The sequence below is a fragment of the Niabella sp. ZPM-14 genome (assembly GCF_055693045.2).
The window spans coordinates 3,593,612-3,611,159 of the sequence record NZ_CM181148.1 but is presented as its reverse complement, the minus strand read 5'-3'; the positions used below and the strand labels follow the sequence as shown (position 1 = coordinate 3,611,159).

10 protein-coding genes are annotated in these 17,548 nt (G+C 42.6%); all 10 read right to left on the bottom strand.

What is annotated here, in order from left to right:
- Positions 1-109: 109 nt before the first annotated feature.
- Complete coding sequence (locus ACU37H_RS15360; protein ID WP_472705475.1) at positions 110-3,571, bottom strand: DUF8818 domain-containing protein; 3,462 nt, start codon at positions 3,569-3,571, stop codon at positions 110-112.
- A gap of 100 nt (positions 3,572-3,671) precedes the next feature.
- A complete protein-coding gene (locus tag ACU37H_RS15355) occupies positions 3,672-5,123 on the bottom strand; it encodes a bifunctional 2-methylcitrate dehydratase/aconitate hydratase (protein WP_472705476.1) in 1,452 nt (483 codons plus the stop codon).
- A gap of 41 nt (positions 5,124-5,164) precedes the next feature.
- Positions 5,165-6,319, bottom strand: a complete 1,155-nt coding sequence (gene prpC / locus ACU37H_RS15350) for a bifunctional 2-methylcitrate synthase/citrate synthase (protein WP_472705478.1) — start codon at positions 6,317-6,319, stop codon at positions 5,165-5,167.
- A gap of 5 nt (positions 6,320-6,324) precedes the next feature.
- Positions 6,325-7,215: a methylisocitrate lyase gene (gene prpB / locus ACU37H_RS15345; protein ID WP_472705480.1), complete on the bottom strand. Its 891-nt coding sequence runs from the start codon at positions 7,213-7,215 to the stop codon at positions 6,325-6,327.
- A gap of 371 nt (positions 7,216-7,586) precedes the next feature.
- Positions 7,587-8,695, bottom strand: a protein-coding gene (locus ACU37H_RS15340; protein WP_494407563.1) for an IS3 family transposase whose coding sequence is annotated in 2 segments (ribosomal slippage) — positions 7,587-8,443 and positions 8,443-8,695 — 1,110 coding nt in all. Because the reading frame shifts where the segments join, the coding sequence is not laid out codon by codon here.
- A gap of 189 nt (positions 8,696-8,884) precedes the next feature.
- Entirely contained in the window at positions 8,885-9,076 is a 192-nt protein-coding gene (locus tag ACU37H_RS15335; RefSeq protein ID WP_472706123.1) for a hypothetical protein, read from the bottom strand.
- A gap of 10 nt (positions 9,077-9,086) precedes the next feature.
- The gene (locus tag ACU37H_RS15330; RefSeq protein ID WP_472706125.1) at positions 9,087-12,914 is read right to left on the bottom strand and encodes a DUF6443 domain-containing protein; all 3,828 of its coding nucleotides are present in this window, start codon (positions 12,912-12,914) and stop codon (positions 9,087-9,089) included.
- 49 nt (positions 12,915-12,963) lie between these two features.
- Positions 12,964-13,341 (bottom strand): hypothetical protein, encoded by a 378-nt coding sequence (locus tag ACU37H_RS15325; RefSeq protein ID WP_472706127.1) that lies wholly within the window; start codon positions 13,339-13,341, stop codon positions 12,964-12,966.
- Between the two features lie 81 nt (positions 13,342-13,422).
- Entirely contained in the window at positions 13,423-15,261 is a 1,839-nt protein-coding gene (locus ACU37H_RS15320; protein WP_472706129.1) for a DUF5977 domain-containing protein, read from the bottom strand.
- A 10-nt stretch (positions 15,262-15,271) separates the two neighbouring features.
- Complete coding sequence (locus ACU37H_RS15315) at positions 15,272-17,350, bottom strand: hypothetical protein (protein ID WP_472706131.1); 2,079 nt, start codon at positions 17,348-17,350, stop codon at positions 15,272-15,274.
- Between the last annotated feature and the right edge of the window lie 198 nt (positions 17,351-17,548).

Below are 17,548 nucleotides of genomic sequence, written 5' to 3'. Positions count from 1 at the left end.
CGCTACGTTAAATATCGCCTTCGTCTATCCAAAATGCCTACCCCTCGCATATTGCTTATTGCTTATTGCTTATTGTCCATTGCCCATTGTTCTTCTTTAAACACCTCCATTAAAATATCGCCGTTAAACTCGCCCTGCCTGTATGAATTGTTCTCGTGTTGCCCGGCTTCCGCCCATCGTACTGAAAATTAAGCTCCAGGTTGTTGAGCAATCGTTTGGTCAGCTGAAGGTTCCATAGCAAGTTAGTGCCCGGCAGCAAACCGTCCAGCATCACATAGCCAATCGTGCTTTGCGCGGCGTTGGCTTCTGCGGCTGTATACTTCAGCCCGTTGTAAGTAAACCTTCCGGTCAATGACGCGCTTTGCAAAATATTGTATTTTGTTTCGGCGGTCAACGCGTTGGACACCGCTTCTTGTCCACCGTATGAAGGAGCGTTGTTTTTCACTTCGTATTTATAACCAGTAGTAACGCGGAAAGACGTTCCCCGGATGAAGGATAACAGCGTCTCCGCATTATTGCGCTTTACTTCATAGTTGCGGTTATCAAATAATCTATCGTCGGTGTATAAAGCTGTAACGCCTTTAAGCATATTGATGTTGAGCGTAAACGATCGGGATAGGAAATGCCGGTACTTCAGCGTCCAGTCATTCAGTTGCCTCGTTTCATAGCCATAGGTCAGGAATGCTTTACCATTGTTGCGAAGATTGCTGATATCGACACCCCATTTGGTGCTTTGCCGGTTGAAGGAAACGGTATTGGCCAGCACGGTGTTCAAAGTAATCAGATTGCTATCCGAGAGTCCGTATTCGAAAGGATTGAACTCAAATGCTCCCTCTGCCAGCGATTTTTTAGATATCTGCAAGGAAGTGGTAAAAATGAATTTTGAGATGAACTTCTTTGAGCCGGACAAATCCTTGTTCCGCCACAGTTGCTGCGGCGTAATGTTGAAGCTATAATTCAGCGTAGTGTAATTGGCTTTTATATATTCATTGGTAGGTGTAAAAATCCGTATGAAGCGCGCCTGATCCACGAAAACGGCTAACTCAAATTCATTCAGCTGCTGCACCCCGTCTTCATTGTAATCGATCCAGGTGTATTGCCCGGTACCCGCGGGCACTTCAAGATAGGCGTATTCCCGCCTCTGCTCCTGCCCGGAACCTACCTCGTATAAAATATTTCCATTTAAAAAGCCGTTCCATTCGTTCATCTGGTATTCCGCCCGCGCCAGCACCGTATTATCCTCGGTCTGGCTGCTTACCTTGTTGTCATACACTTTTAACTTCCTGAATGTGGTGTTCAGATAAAATTGCCGGTTCGCGTTGGACAACAGTTCGGCCTGCAAATTCAGATTATAACTTCGATCGCCGCGCACCAATTGCTTACCGATGGGGTATTTATCGCTCCTCGTATAAAAGTTGATGCCATACCGGTTCTGCCGCTGCGGATCGGATCTTAGGTATGCCGTGTATGTGTCGAATGAAAATGAAGTGAAGTCCAGGGAGTCATTCGCTTTTCTTTTATTAAAATTTTCTTCAAGCGTGTATTTACCACCAATTACCCAGTTATCCAGCCAGGGCAATTTTTTACTGATATCAATAACGGGTCTGAAAAAATATCCTTTGTAGGTATCCGTTTCATAGTTGGTTAACACAAACTGATTGTTGAAACCCCAGTTCTTCCAGGCGGTTAACTGGGTTAAAGAATTTTGAAATCCCCGGTAGCGGTCGCTTCTATTGTAGTTGGTGAACTGGTATTGCAGCTGGTTTCCGTTGTCACCCAGCAAGCCTACCGATGCTTTTATAATATTTTCATCCGCCCTTTGTGCCACCAATGGCAGTCCCCAATCCCTCGAAAACTCCACATCCCGCAACCGCTCGAGAGGTTGAAATCGTTGTTGAACATATTCATAATCCAGCGAACTGACCAGGCTCAGCTTATTTTTTTCACGCAGCAATTGAGTGTTAGTGAGGTTAACCTTGGCGGCATAGCCGTTATCATCACCGTCATGTAGGGAAGACAATGTATTGACATCATACTTGCTCGTCGCCACTTCCGTTTTCAAAGTCGTATTGGAAGTAATATTGTAATCAACGCCCAGTGTCAGTACCTGTTGCTTCCTTGGCGCTACCAGCAACACCACCGGGTCGTAGTTCCCCTGCCTCACACCGTTCAGTGGCGCCCTGTAGACGAACACTTTCCCGTTGGCATTTCCATTGTCCGGCACATAATCCCCGCGGCCAAATCCTACATCTGTGAAAGCCAGGTTATACCTGGCGGTTTCCGGATCAGTGGAATACCGGTAAAAGGAATCGACTACATTATCGACCGTATCATAAACCCGCTCATACAGGATCTTGCCCGGCGTCAGGGTGTCTAACAAGGCAGAAGGATAAAAAGCGTTTTGAATACTATCACCCACATCAAAAAGGAATTGCTTTTGCCGCGTATCCAACACCTGGTTGATCGAAGAATTCTTGGCGTCACTATTGCTGAAATATCCTACGCGCAGTTTCACTTTTTTATTAAAGTCAAATTCCTGGTTGGCGTAAACATTGGTGTTTAAAAAATTCCGGTCGGCATATTCGAACTCTACCTGGATGCGGCTGTCTTTGGTGATCATTCGGCGCGGTGTGAACGTAATTTCGGCCGTGTTGTAATTGATCACATAGTCCTGGTCTTCCCCCCTTTTTTGCAGTTCTCCATCGATGAATACCCGCTCGGTATTGGCGAGCACAATAAAAAACACTTCGTCGTTAGCGCCCGAAAGCCGGTAGGGGCCCTGGTTTCCTTCCAGTCCCTGGAACACGTTGCGGGTAAATTTACCTTTAGCAATTGATCCGCTGACCAATGTATTGGACTGTATACCCGGAGTTAGCTTATTGATGGTCTGGAACGAAATACCTTGCAGCCGCTTATAAAATTTTAAAAAATAATTACGCCCTTCGCGCAGATCCATATCCCCTATGTTCAGTTGCCAGTTATTCTTTTTGAAGCGGATATAGACTTCATCAAATTCATTCAATTGCTGGGTATTACCGTCGGGCTGTATCGGTACGTTGTTGTCGGTAATAGCAGCCTGCAGCTCAATGCTGTCTGCAAGCATCCCGCTAAGTTGTATGTTCAGGTTAGAGTTCAGCACTACATCCTGGTTATTGCCAAACCCGATCTGCCTGCCAAAGCTTCCCTGCGCGTTGATATTACCGAAATTAAACAGGTTGCGCTGATTATTTTCCGGTGCCGGCGCCCTGATGGGCGCCGTGGAATACAAGATCAGGCTATCATAATTCATGCGTTGCACGGAGGCGTTCAGCTTGAAGGAGAACACCCTGTAAGTAACGTTCACGGATTCAAGGGCCGGTGCCTGCTTCCAACGTAGCGTGGCATTCACATAATCAATGGTATATTGACTGCTGTCGACGCCTTCAATACTAAAGCTACCGGGCACAATGCTGAGGCTGTCCAGTCGCGTCGGCGACGCGCTGTTAACGGCAACAGAATGCTGCCTCAGATTGCTCTGAGCGGGGCGCTGCCCGTAGGTCTTTGAAAATAACAGCAAACTTAAAGCAGCCAAAAATATGGTGCGGATAACATGCAATACCTAAACAGTTGTTGTTTGCAAAAATCGGGTATTATAAGTACTTAACAGGCTTCCGTCATGGAGAAACGTCATTTTACTTCACCATCAGATCCACAAATTCATTCACCGTCATACCTGCGACCTTATCATAGTGGAGACTGGCTTCTAAAATACGCTGCTGCTGTGCTGCATCAAAGATCCTCGCCGTATTGATCTTGAATTTTTCGATCAGCTTCGGAATCCCCTCTTCACGTCTCCGTTTGTGCCCGATCGGGTATTCAACAATTACCTCCGGAAGGATCGTTCCATCTTTGAGTTCTATAGTAAGCGCATTCGCGATCGATCTCTTTTCCGGATCGTGATAGTCGTAGGTAAACTGTGCATCTTCTACGCAGAATATTTTATCTCGAAGCTGATCGATGCGTGGATCTGCCGCCACCTCATCTTCATAGTCAGCCGCCGTAAGACGCCCGTAGATCAAAGGAACAGCGACCATATATTGAATGCAATGGTCGCGGTCAGCCGGGTTGTTCAATGGTCCCTTTTTATCAATAATGCGAATCGCCGCTTCATGCGTCCTGATGATGATCCGCTGGATATCATCGCTGTTTTTTCCCATAGCACCCAGTTGCTCATGAAGAGTCATTGCGGCTTCCACAGCTGTTTGGGAGTGAAACTCGGCAGGAAAAGAGATCTTAAACAGGATATGCTCCATCACGTAAGTACCGTAATCGCGCTGGAAGGAAAAGGGGTTGCCTTTGAAAGACACATCATAAAAACCCCAGGTCTTCGCTGTAAGGACCGATGGATAGCCCATTTCACCGGTTTGCGCAATCAGCGCCAGTCGCACCGCCCTCGAAGTAGCATCGCCCGCCGCCCAGGATTTCCGGCTGCCGGTGTTGGGTGCATGACGATAGGTACGTAACGATTGCCCATCTACAAAAGCCAGCGAAATCGCATTGATCAATTCATCACGATTCAATCCCAATAGTTTCCCGACAACCGCTGTGGACGCCACTTTTACCAGAATCACATGATCCAGTCCCACGCGGTTAAACGAATTCTCCAGAGCCAGCACGCCTTGTATCTCGTGTGCCATTACCATGGCATGCAATACCTGCAACATCGTTAAAGGCTGTTTGCCTTCGGCGATATAAGTGCGCGACAACCAATCGGCCGTTGCCAGGATACCACCGAGGTTATCGGAAGGGTGTCCCCATTCTGCCGCAAGCCAGGTATCGTTAAAATCTAACCAACGGATGATGGCGCCAATGTTAAAAGCCGCCTGAACGGGATCCAACTGGTAATCCGTCCCCGGTACTTTTGCTCCGTTAGGAACTACTGTCCCCTTCACGATCGGACCGAGCAACTTGGTACAAGCCGGATAAGTCAACGCTTCAAAGCCGCAGCCCAGGGTATCGAGCAAACAATAATGAGCTGTTTGTAAGGCCAGATCACTTTTGATTTCGTAGTGAAGAACATAGTCAGCAATATCCGCTAAAACCTTGTCTGGCTGCGGCCTTTCATTGGAGATGTGTGATGACATTAGTAGTTGAAAAATTTATATGTTGGTAAGGAGACCATGGTCTATTGTCTATGGTCTATAGTCACAAAATTAAGATGCTCCGGTCCGTTATAATTGGCACTGGGACGAATGATCTTTCCATCCTGCCGTTGTTCGATGATATGCGCACTCCACCCGGTTACCCGCGACACTACAAATAAAGGTGTGAACATCGCCGTAGGCACGCCCATGATATGATAGGCCACCGCAGAAAACCAATCAAGATTGGGAAACATTTTTTTCTCATCCCACATCACCTTTTCCAATCTTTCCGCAATAGAATAAAGTTGCATGTCGCCGGCCTCTGCCGACAGTCGCTGCGCGACCTTCTTAATAATGACATTCCTCGGATCTGCAATAGTATATACCGGGTGACCAAAACCGATGATCACTTCTTTCTTTTCCAATCTTGCTTTGATATCTGCTTCGGCAGCGTCTGCATCGACGTACCGGCTTTGGATATCGAAAGCTACTTCATTAGCGCCTCCGTGTTTAGGTCCACGCAAAGCACCGATCGCTCCTGTAACCGCCGAATATATATCTGAAGCGGTACCCGCGATCACACGGCCGGTGAAAGTGGAAGCATTGAACTCGTGCTCCGCATAAAGGTTCAAAGAGATCTGCATCGCCTGTATCCAGCTTTCTGAAGGCTTCGAACCATGCAGTAAATGAAGAAAATGACCGCCGATGGTGTCATCGTCGGTTTCAACTTCTATCTGCTTCCCGTTGTGTGAATAGTGGTACCAGAACAGCAGCGCTGACGATAATGAAGCCAGCAACTTGTCCGCGATATCCCGGGCGCCCGCCACGTTGTGGTCTTCCCTTTCAGGAAGAATGGTTCCCAGGACAGAGGTGTAGGTTCGCAGCACATCCATGGGGTGAGCCGCGGCCGGGATCTGCATCAGCACTTTCTTGATGATCTCCGGTAATCCCCGAAGTGATTTTAATTTGGCCTGGTAGGCTTTCAGTTGCGGGGCGGTGGGTAATTTTTCATGGATCAGCAAATGAGCTACTTCTTCGAAACTCGCTTTCTCTGCCAGGTCATTGATATCATATCCCCTGTAATGCAGATCATTTCCGCTTTTACCTACCGTACAAAGCGCCGTGTTACCGGCCGCTACGCCGGAAAGCGCAACGCTTTTTTTAGGTTTGAATGTGCTTGTTTCTTTGGTTTGCATCGTTGTTATTTTTTGAAGAGTTCGTCTAACTTCTTTTCGTATTGATAGTAATTGATACTCTCGTATAATTCCTGCCGCGTCTGCATGGTGTCCAAGACGTCTTGTTGTGTGCCTTTCTGCCGGATTGTATGGTATACATTTTGCGCGGCTTTGTTAGCCGCCCGGAACGCCGATAAGGGATATAATACCAGGCCCACACCTGCCTCGCGCAACTGCTCAACCGTGTATAATGGCGTCATGCCAAACTCTGTAATGTTTGCCAAAACGGGAAGTCCGGATGCATCCGCGAATTTCTGATAGTAAGACAGATCCGTAACTGCCTCTGCAAAAATGAAATCAGCGCCAGCTTCTTTGTAGGCCGCCACGCGTTCCAGCGTCTTGTCAAGTCCTTCGTTTGCCAGGGCATCGGTACGTGCGCCGATTACAAAATGTTCATCGAAACGCGCATCAGCCGCGGCTTTCAGCCGGTCTACCATCTCTTCCTTTGACACAATTTCTTTGCCCGGCCGGTGACCACATCTTTTCGCTCCCACCTGGTCCTCAATATGAAGCGCAGCGGCGCCCGCTTTGATCAGCGATTTCACCGTTCTTTCGATATTAAATGCCGAAGTTCCAAACCCTGTGTCTACATCGACCAGCAGCGGTGTATCGGTCACATTAGTGATCCTGTAAATATCGGTCAACACATCCTCTAATGTGGTAATGCCCAGGTCAGGCACGCCTAATGATCCCGCAGCAACGCCGCCCCCGGATAAATAAATGGCGTTGAATCCGGCCTGCGTTGCCAACAAAGCATGATTGGCATTGATGGCACCCACGATCTGCAAGGGGTGCTCTTTTTGCATGGCTTCGCGAAATCGCAACCCCGCCGAAGCGGATGATAAGTTCTTTTGCATATTAGCAAATGTAATTATTTGTGACCGGTACCCGAAATGAATGGAGGCATAACTCAGGGCAAACGCATCTAAATTGGGCAAGAATGCCTTCTTTTTTACTCAAATGCACTTCAGACGCCAAAATTTGACATACCGAAACGGATTTCGGATGAAATTCAAAGATAATTTTAAGTGCTCAACTGTAAGCTTGCTCTATTTTTCGGCCCTAACGATATTTTGGTATGTAGCGACGGTCATTTTTGATTACTAAAATCATTTAAAAAAGAAACCCAGTGGGATTTTTTTTAAAATTGGATGCGCTTGCCCTGGTAAAAACTGCGTGAAATGCTCACAAAAAAAGGATGAAAGATTTGTTGTAAGTACCCCATATTTCAGACAGTTATTGGTTGGGCGTTTTTCTTTTCACCAGCCAATATTTTGTATTCAACAGGTGTAAGATTACCGAGTGATTCATGTGGCCTTTTATAATTATATTCTTCCATCCATTGCTGCGTTAGCTCCCTTACCTGGCCAAGATCAAAGAACAGGTAAGCATCCAATACCGCTTCGCGGTAAAGACGATTAAAACGTTCTATATATCCGTTCTGCATAGGCCTTCCGGGCTGGATATATTGAATATGGATTCCCTTTTCTTTAGCCCATAATTGAAAGTCTTTTGAAGTAAACTCCGGACCATTATCCACCCTAATTACTTCTGGTGTTCCATTGACTTCAATAACCCTGTCCAATATGCGGATTACCCGTTTTGAAGATATGGAAGTGTCAACTTCAATCGCTAATACCTCCCTGCTACAGTCATCCATCACATTGAATGTTCTGAACCTACGATTGCCGGTCATGCTATCACTCATAAAATCCATACTCCATGTTTTATTCACTTCTGTCTGTTGCTGCAACGGCTGCTTTACACGTGCGGTTAAACGTCTTTTCCCTTTTCGTTTTTTGTTAAGCTTTAATAACTTATAAACACGGTACACTCGCTTATGATTCCAAGCCTTACCCGAGCGGCGCAAATAAGCAAAGAGCTTTCGAAATCCATACGATGGGTAGGCAAAGGCCAACTCCTGTAAGGCTTCTATTACGTCTGAATCATTCTTTACAGACGCATAATAATACTGAGAACGGGGTAATGAAACTATTTTGCAGGCCCGGCTCACCGGTATTTTTCGCTCCCTCACAAGCTCCTCGCTTAGTTGCCTTTTGGTGGCAGGGCCCAGCCTTTTTTTGTGAATAGATCCCTTAATATCTCGTTATCCATAGCCAGGTTAGCATACATGCGTTTTAACCGGGCATTCTCCTCTTCCAGTTCTTTCATACGCTTTACATCAGAAGCTTCCATCCCTCCATATTTACTCTTCCAATTGTAAAATGTCGCTTCTGATATACCCAACTCACGACAGAGTTCTTTAGTCGGAATACCGCCTTCCTGGCGTTTTAATGCGCAAACAATTTGCGTTTCTGTGAATCTTGTCTTTTTCATCTTTTACAGTTTAAAATTAATTAATCGCTCTTACTTTAAACTGTCTGTTTTTTAGGGACACTTACAATACCATCACTTCCTATTTTACCCCCTAAAGTGGTATTGCATATTCCCCTTGAGACATCCAACGTCCAACTGTCGTCACCCCCCCTTTGCAGCACTTGTAGCACAACAACCCTAAAAATTTTCTCACAGTTTTTCTACTAAGCCCAATTCTTCTAAAATTGCCGTTGTTAAAGACTCATCAGTAATTTCAACTTGCTTAAGAATTAATATCACTTCAGGAACATCCTTTTCTCCTACGGCTTTGTCAAATTTTTCCATCAGACCACTTACATAAAGTCGCTCATTTACCGTCATGCCTTTATATTGATTATCCATCTTTTAAAAATTATGGTTTAAGCACTGAGAAATTTGTAATTCTAACATTTTCAGGGTTAATTATATATTCAGGGAGTCCGCCAATATTTCCATCTAATGGCAAGGCTTTTCTAAACTTAATAATATCACTAGCATTCACCTTCCCTTGTAGCATAAATTCAGCAGTGTTAGTTGCACCGCTTGCACCTCCAGATGGGAGACCTGCTAAGTTTCTGAAATTGCTCACCGAATTTGGATGTGTCGTAGTCCATGAAAAACCCTCAGCTCTCGCGTCACCACCAAAAACACGATAAACAGTCATTTCTCCCGCTTTAGCAGCATTTGATCCAAAACTTGTATAATTCTTAGCATAAGCAAAACTATATTCGATATTTTTTGAAAGTTCAACGCCAACAGTCCGAACCTGCTGTGCACTAACGTTACTTAACACCACACTAAATTCAGCCTGTTGCGTTCTGATAGCAGCAGCACGTGCAGCGGTTTGTTCATAAAAAGCCCTTTCGGCAGCCTCAACAGAAGCAGCACGTGCAGCAAATACACCCTCAGTGTTGCGAATTGCAGCAGCCCGAGACGAAGCAGATATTCCACTTCTCCCCAAACCACTAAAGCCTCCTAGTAATGCCGTCTGTAAACCAAACCGCGCTGCTTCTAGCAAAGCTTGCTCACCTGCCGCTATTGCCCCACGATCCAGATAAAATCCCATGCCCCAATTACTTCCATGTACGCCAGAGGAGGACCAGGCCGCACTCATAATCTGACCTCTTGATAAATAAGGACTCATGCCATCCGGATCGATAAACCTGATGGGATTGTTGAAGGCATAATTATATACACTATGCCGGCGCATTTGCTCGGCTAATGGATCTTCTACATGCCACCTACCTATTATGGGATCATAAAACCGGGCGCCATAGTCGTACTGATGCAGCTCCTCCTGTTTTTCCTTACCATTATAAAGATACTTGTTGGAGAGATTACCGTTCATTACTTCCATACCAAATGGCAGGTAGGTAGTTTGCTGGATAATACCAGAACTATTAAACACAACTCTTGTATTTCCTAAATGGTCTTTCAAAAAATATTCATAACTATAAGTCCCACTATTATTTCTGATGACTCCTTCTTCAGCACGAATAATTTCTATTGCTGGTATGGCAAACGTAGAGTTTTTAATATACTGTATACCGTCTATATAATGCCGAGTTTCACTGGTCGTTTCCTTGGCAAGTTTATTTCCCTTCGCGTCATACGTGTATTTGACTAGTCCAGAAGGCGTATTCGCCTGTCTTGGTAAATTAATCTCATTGTATTGCAACGCTATCTGTCCATCACTTGTCATGCTGCCATTGGTATTATATGTGTAGGTTCTAGAATAGCCTCCACTTACACTTTGGAGTTGGTTGCCTTTACTACCATAATTATAGCTTAATGTTCCTGTACCGATGGGGGACGCAGCATTCTGCCTCACGAGGGTCTTTATATTCCCCATTTTGTCGTATTGAATACCGGTTTCATTATACCCTTCATCGCTGATGCCGCTGGTCAGGCGATTGGCTCGGTCATAATTGTAGTTATAACTGTGCAATATGCCAGTAGCGCTTCCGGTTCTCCACAATTGCTGTCCTATATTACCATTATATTGAGGAGAAGGCGCGTCATCATATTTTAACTGCTGGGTGAATAATGTAGAACCTTGCTCTTTAAGCCACCCCCTGGAATTATATTTATAGCTGATAACCTGACCACCTACCGATTTCGTTTCTAACTGTCCTACAGCGTTATAGGTATATATAATACTTGTGGGTGTCTGGCTGTTAATGGTTTCGGTAGCCTGGATTATTCTCCCTGGATGGTCGTATTGATTAGTGCGAGTTATGGTAAGCGCAGGACTAGATGTATTGTTATTGCTATAGTGTTGCCTTGTACTGACTGTCAAGTCACCCATAAAATTATAAGTGCTTGTCGTTACGTCTACACCACTCAATTGGTGCTGCTTTACAACTTTACTGACTCTGGCTTTATCATCTGTATAGTAAGTAGCTGTATATAAGTATGTGGTTGTCCCTAGTATATTTGTAGCAGTCACCGTTGGTAAGCCTTTGGTACGCTGGCTTTCACTGGCCGTGCCGTTTGGCATTTTAAAAAACGCTGTGTAGGGGTTGGCGATATTTAACACGGTATAGTCATCATAATAGTTAGCAGTAAATATTTTAAAATTTGTTTTAGGTAAGGTATTGTTGCTATAACCCATATTATTGGCACCAGAAGTGCCAGTAAATATCTCATACAATTCAGTGGTTCCGGCGGGTTTTAAGGTACTATTTACCACTGTTTGCAGGCCGCTCCTGGTGGTCCCCACCGCTGTGGTATGCTCACCTTTCAGAATTACCCTTCCTAACAGATCATACTTAAAGAAACTCCAAACATTTCGATTACGCTGCTCACTATCCTGGGAAAATACTGTCTGGTCCAGATTATTGTAAATCGTATATACCCATCCAGCGCCGGGTATTTTCTTTTCGATTAACCTACCCTCTTCATCATAGTGATAAGCATATATGTAACTTAAAAAGTTTTGGTCGGTTTCTATAAACTTTGTTATTGCCTCTAAGGCTGGCGTTACAACATAAGCGAGATGATTGAAATCATCATATATGTATTCTGTAGTCATGTATACTGGCGATGTTTCGGTTCCTCCATCTTGTACCTTTTTGCAGATCAATTGCCCCTCTTTATTTTTATACTCGACTACGCTATTTCTGTTTTCATCATAGGTAGTGTTTTTATACAGCTGTCCGGCTCCATAATAACCTGAAGTTACAGCGCCCATATTAGAGGCACCGCTATTACTTATGTTCCATAATCGTATTTCGTTGGCAGCGTTAACACCATAACTCATTTTAACTGAGTGGTTGCTTCCTATTTTTGATGCTAATCCAGGGGCGCCAATTTCTAAGGGTCGGTCAATCGGAGAAGCGTCAAATAATGTATGCGAAAAAGGGTTAGGTATAATCGGAATTGAGCCTTGGTCTACTGAGTAAAAAGATGCCTGATCATTCACCGCTGTTGAGCGGTACATGCCACCGCTCCCAGCAGCAGCGAAAGGCAGATACTTTTTGTCTTCCCTGCCGTATCCGTCGTAGGCAATTGGAGTTATTATATCTCTGCCATCGGGGGCAGCTTTTACAGCTATATTTTGTATAGGCCGGCTTAAACCATCAAAATATTTCACCTCAGCTCTTACATCGTCAGCCGAGAGTGCATTTAGATCGGATTGCGTCTTTACGTTATCCTTAAGTATCGTTTGAGAGTAGATGAAGTTTTTGTCGGCGGAGGCTATCGATACAATGTTTGACGATGGTGGCGCTCCTTGCACAACAGAACTTACATTCAAACTGACAGTACCCGTATTACTGCCATACCCTTCCGCAATTATGTAATAGGTACCAGCAGCTAATCCAGTACTTTGTATTGAAGACTGGGTACCACTACAAAGAGGCCCATTGTCATCATTGCTTTCGAGCAACGTTCCATTACTATTTAATAAATGGATATAGGTATCAAACGTCGAACCGCAAGTAGATATGCTCAGGTCAGCTGTATTGCTGAAAGAAATTTGGTAATAAATATCTTCGGATGGCTGTCCGTAATTGTTTCCATAACCACTATTATTCCGGCTATCATTATACACGTATGTTCCACCGGCTGTATAATTACCAATTACGATAGGATTCTGCGATGATTGCCCCTGACTAAAAGCCTTTTGATAAAGTATAGAAAAGAAAAGTAAAAATATAATGGGATAAAATCTTTTCAATTTAGTGTTCAGACGTGACATGATGTATAGTTTAGTTATGATCGATAGTATTCCTTCGCTCTTTATAAAGTCACTTTACTTTACCTTTCTTCTCAAGTTCTACAGCATTCTTTTTATTCACGTCTCTCTCTTCCAGCCATTTTAAATACTTTAGCCATTTCAAAGGTGATAATAATAATTTCAATTCAGTATTTTTTTGTACAGTAAGTAATTGAACCAACTCCTTCTTTCGCTTTCTGTCTGAAAAATCTGGGGGGGATAACAATTCAGTATAATATCTTTTCAATATAGCGTTTATTGAGTCTTTTTGCAATGGGCTCATGTCTAACATGATTTGCATATTGCTGGTTTCCACATCCGCTAATCGTATTGCCACCATTTGCCGACGGTCCTGACCAGATACAGTTCCAATTATAAAAAATAAGCTTATAAAAAATAAAGTTCTCATAACCATAGAAATTTTTATTTACGTATTTATTCCCGTTCTCGTGGTTTGTATGTTAACACTGATATTATACTTAAAAATACTTTAATACCGGTTATAGTATATAACCATCCCGTCTGGTTTTGTAACCGCTATGTTTTCAAATGACATATACGAGCCATCAGTATACGATGGATAAAAGTTCCCATCAGGTGTAGCTACCTCGGCGCTGTTGGAAGACGATGAATAAATTTCAACAAAATAACTGCCAGGAGGAACATGTAAAGCTCCTGAAATGTTATAACTGGGAGGGACACTTTCGTAGTATAAATCAAAATATTCGTTCGTACTCATATTTGTTAATGTAATATAAACAGGAGAGTTGTGATCGCTGCCGGTATTATAAAAGCTTATACTTACCGGTGCTGCAGAACTGCATGTTCCGTTCGCGTTTGCATATGCTTGCCCATTGCTTTGTATATCCTGTAAGGCCATCTGGTTCGCATCCAACTGACTAACAACCGAACTATATCTGCCTGCGGGAACGGGATAAACGATCTGGCTGCCTGAGTAACCAATGCCACAATCGTCCTTTTTAAAAGTTGAGCTGGTTGCTACATTTTGATATATCGTCACAGGATTTGTACCGCTGTTGGGATTATAACTAACAGTAGCACAATCCACTTGCTGATTTGCATAGTTGTAACAAATCTTCTTAACGATTTTTCCTAACCTGTCTTTAACAGAACTTAAACTACCCAATGCATTGTACTCATAAAAAGTAGTATTGCCCTTAGGATCGGTTTCAGAAGTCAGTCCTATTAGAGGAGCATATGTGTACGTCCAAACTTGAGCCTTGGTATTGGCAAGCCCCTCCCTTATTTTATTTAATTCCAATCTTAGTTGCTCATCGCTAATCGCGGAGGCGTTTTCAAGAATAACCGGGTTGATAAATCCGTTGACTGTATTATAATCGCTGCCTTCCACTTTTACTACTGGATATTGGCCATTATACCCCCAACATATTACACTTTTACGCAACTGGTCTTTTGTTATTTGAGTAACATTTCCACGATTGTCATAAATGTCATAACTTACAACCTCTTTATATTTCAATCCGGCTCTTAGCAGTTTGGTAGCATCAAAAGACGGGCAATTAGCTTCACTTATAGGATTCTGGGTTTTTAATTGGTATTCTTTTGAGGGCACAATAATTTCTCCAACAACTTTAAATGACTCTACCTGTAGATTAACTAGTGAACGAACTGAGTTTTTTTCCACCCATTCTTCCGTAGAGATTACTTGCGCTGTCACACCCCGATTATTTAACTGAATAATAGCATTGTTCTCTTCTGAAGTATTTGGCAAGGTATAATCAAATGGATAATAATAAACTGTTCTGTAAGTTTCACCCTTACTTCCAATACTGGTTTTACTTCGAACCAAATTCATTCCAGGGATGTATTGATACGTAACTTCACTACTTAAACTATCATTACCGCTTTCTCCAAATTTGCTGTTTGTTGATTTTGTAAGATTAGCTTTCTCTCTTAATGGATCGTAGCTTTCGTGCTTGTAAACATGTCCATTTGCTGAGCTATTGAACCGGTTATAAGGGCCATAATATAATCCTACTTTGAGAAAGAAGTGATCTGCTTTGGTATACCGATAATTTTTGTAGATATGATTAAGATCTGCCTTTGATGGTGGCGTGTTAACAAGAGTTTGCCTCCAGTATCCCACATGCTGTACCCCGACTTTATTATAAGCGAGTTCACCTCGATAAATATCTTGCGACACCATATATCCTGTTAACTGCCGTCCCATGTTCGATATAAAATTTGATACCGGGGAGGTTACAGATTGATATAGAGAAATGTCGTTAAAGAACATTAGTAAACCAAATACATGAAAAAAATATAAGGCAATCAGTTTTAAGTTCATAAAATCGTTATTATGGATAAACAGTTTTTTCAATATTTACAAGGTGGAAATTATCGTCCTGGCAGTAATTCGATATGCCATATAACCAATAATAAGTTTGAGGATTGCCCATTAATATTGCATATGGAGTAACAGAGATTGCCAAAGATCGTAATTGTGGTTGCGTGATGCTATAGGTATAAGCAGTTGATTCAAACAGGGAATTATCAGCTTTATAATCTGTACTTTTAAGTAGAAGCCCTCTTTTATATTCCAGGGAAGTCGCAAAGCCTATTTGTCGTGCATATTGAAATTCGTAAGTTTTGTGATCTGAAGTAAAATTCGAAAAAACATCTGGGAACTGTTCATAGTTTGTATATTCAGATACAGTGTAACTCCCATTAGTCGATTTAATTTTTACGCGCGAATAACCTATAGATTGTCCGTTTAAGTTATTCATTTCGTAAATCGACTCTGAATTAGTAGCCTGCCCATTAACTACACATAACTGGTAATATCCAGCCACAACTACTGGAAAATATAGTATCACACTTTTACTAAAATTTTTATAGAAATTAGATTGGATCTGGCCTGAGCTGAAACCATTCTCTTTATCGTAAAAGAATTCCTTAATCTCATCTGCCCCGAAACCAGCTCGCTGGGTAATTTTTTTTATCCGCAAGCCTGCCCCCCTTATGTTTTGAGCCGTTGCATTGTCATAATAGTGGTTTGGTTCATACTCATATTGAGTTACCTCGCCTCCGATAGACTCAATCGAAGTAAGAATATTGGCTTTAACACGTAAATCGTCAGGAGCTTTGTTTGCTGTTGGCACTAGGGATGTGCCAGAAGAATTAGTATTGTAAAAACCCCAGTAATCAAATTCAACCGACGAGCGTGCCGGAAGGTTAGTAGCGACATTATAACCAAATTTTCGGTATAGCATTGCATACCGCTTCGCATCTGTAATTGAAATATTATCCAACTTTAATCTTAGCTTATCAGGATCTGTTGACGGGCTCCCGAAATAATCATAATGAAAATCAAAAGATTTTATCAGGCTGCGCGTTGTTGAGCTACTCCTGACTAAAGAATAGACATACATTTTAATGAGCTTCAATGAAACTACATTATCTAACCTTTCATTGTTATAGTCAAATTCAATTTCACACTGCGAGGTCTTGACTTTCGAAATAAACTTTGGAGAGTGGAACGTGGCGGTTAATGTATTGGACGTCGGGCCTTGCTGTGGTTGACTAATGCTGCAATTGTTCGACGTAGTATATTTTGTCACACTTGATCTTTTATAATCGACAGAAAAGTCGCTTCCTGACAAATAAGAAAACGTGACAATATTTGTAGTTCCAATAAATTTAATTTTATCAAGATACCAGGTACTTACAAATGTTTTATTATGATCATAAAGTTTAGTTGTGACAGATTCCCTTGAAAGGTCAGAGGAACCAAAGAAAAATTCATTCCCTTTGTTATCAGTAATCGTAAAAGAACTATTCTGACTGCCGCTATTTTTGAATAATGTATGAGTACATTTGAACCCTTGGTTGGTAGTAATAATTACGTTACCGGAATGATCAAAGACGAATTGAAAAGAAAAATATGGGGTTTCAACGCGAAACAGATCCGGCTCTCCATCATAGCCGTCTTTACCAATTTTAGCTAATATATCATTTGAAATTCCTTCTGGGCCAGCATCGTTAATTACCTTTCCGAATGCTTCATTTCCAATATAGCCCTTGTTTTCCTCATCGGGAAGGCCCCTAACGACTCTAGTGATATTACCGCCGGCATGCAGCGTCCAGCCCAAACCAACCATACCAGCATAGTCTTGAACTTTAACACCGCTTCCTTTAACATATTCTAGTTTAATTGGAATTTCTCCATGTGATTCCTCTATACTAAAAAGGGGCACAGTTGGTTTGATCAATCCGGTGTATAAATCCACTAAGTTAGATCCCGGGATACCAAAAGTATTATTTACAGATGGTAAGGCAATTTTTATTGCGTCATCAAATTGTTGAGCGAGTCCATCGAAAACAGCACAAAGAAAATAGACTCCGCACAAAAAAAACTTAGCCCTGATGTTTCTCATTACTTATGAATTAGTTGGGTTTATTTATTATTTCATAACAGGTTAGCACTGTATATTCAGTGACAAACCGCATCAAAATCCGGAAGCTTTGTATTCTCTCGGAGAGAAAACTTTACTTATTAAAGCTGTTATAAGAGAATATAAAAAAGTGGATGGTAATAGTTAGTGTTTTAATAGTTCTATGTATGTTTTACAGTT

Excerpts from the sequence above, each read along its gene's own strand:
- ACU37H_RS15355 (WP_472705476.1), bottom strand. The coding sequence starts at position 5,123 with ATGTCATCACACATCTCCAATGAAAGGCCGCAGCCAGACAAGGTTTTA.
- prpC (WP_472705478.1), bottom strand. The coding sequence starts at position 6,319 with ATGCAAACCAAAGAAACAAGCACATTCAAACCTAAAAAAAGCGTTGCG.
- prpB (WP_472705480.1), bottom strand. The coding sequence starts at position 7,215 with ATGCAAAAGAACTTATCATCCGCTTCGGCGGGGTTGCGATTTCGCGAA.
- ACU37H_RS15335 (WP_472706123.1), bottom strand. The coding sequence starts at position 9,076 with ATGGATAATCAATATAAAGGCATGACGGTAAATGAGCGACTTTATGTA.
- ACU37H_RS15330 (WP_472706125.1), bottom strand. The coding sequence starts at position 12,914 with ATGTCACGTCTGAACACTAAATTGAAAAGATTTTATCCCATTATATTT.
- ACU37H_RS15325 (WP_472706127.1), bottom strand. The coding sequence starts at position 13,341 with ATGAGAACTTTATTTTTTATAAGCTTATTTTTTATAATTGGAACTGTA.
- ACU37H_RS15320 (WP_472706129.1), bottom strand. The coding sequence starts at position 15,261 with ATGAACTTAAAACTGATTGCCTTATATTTTTTTCATGTATTTGGTTTA.
- ACU37H_RS15315 (WP_472706131.1), bottom strand. The coding sequence starts at position 17,350 with ATGAGAAACATCAGGGCTAAGTTTTTTTTGTGCGGAGTCTATTTTCTT.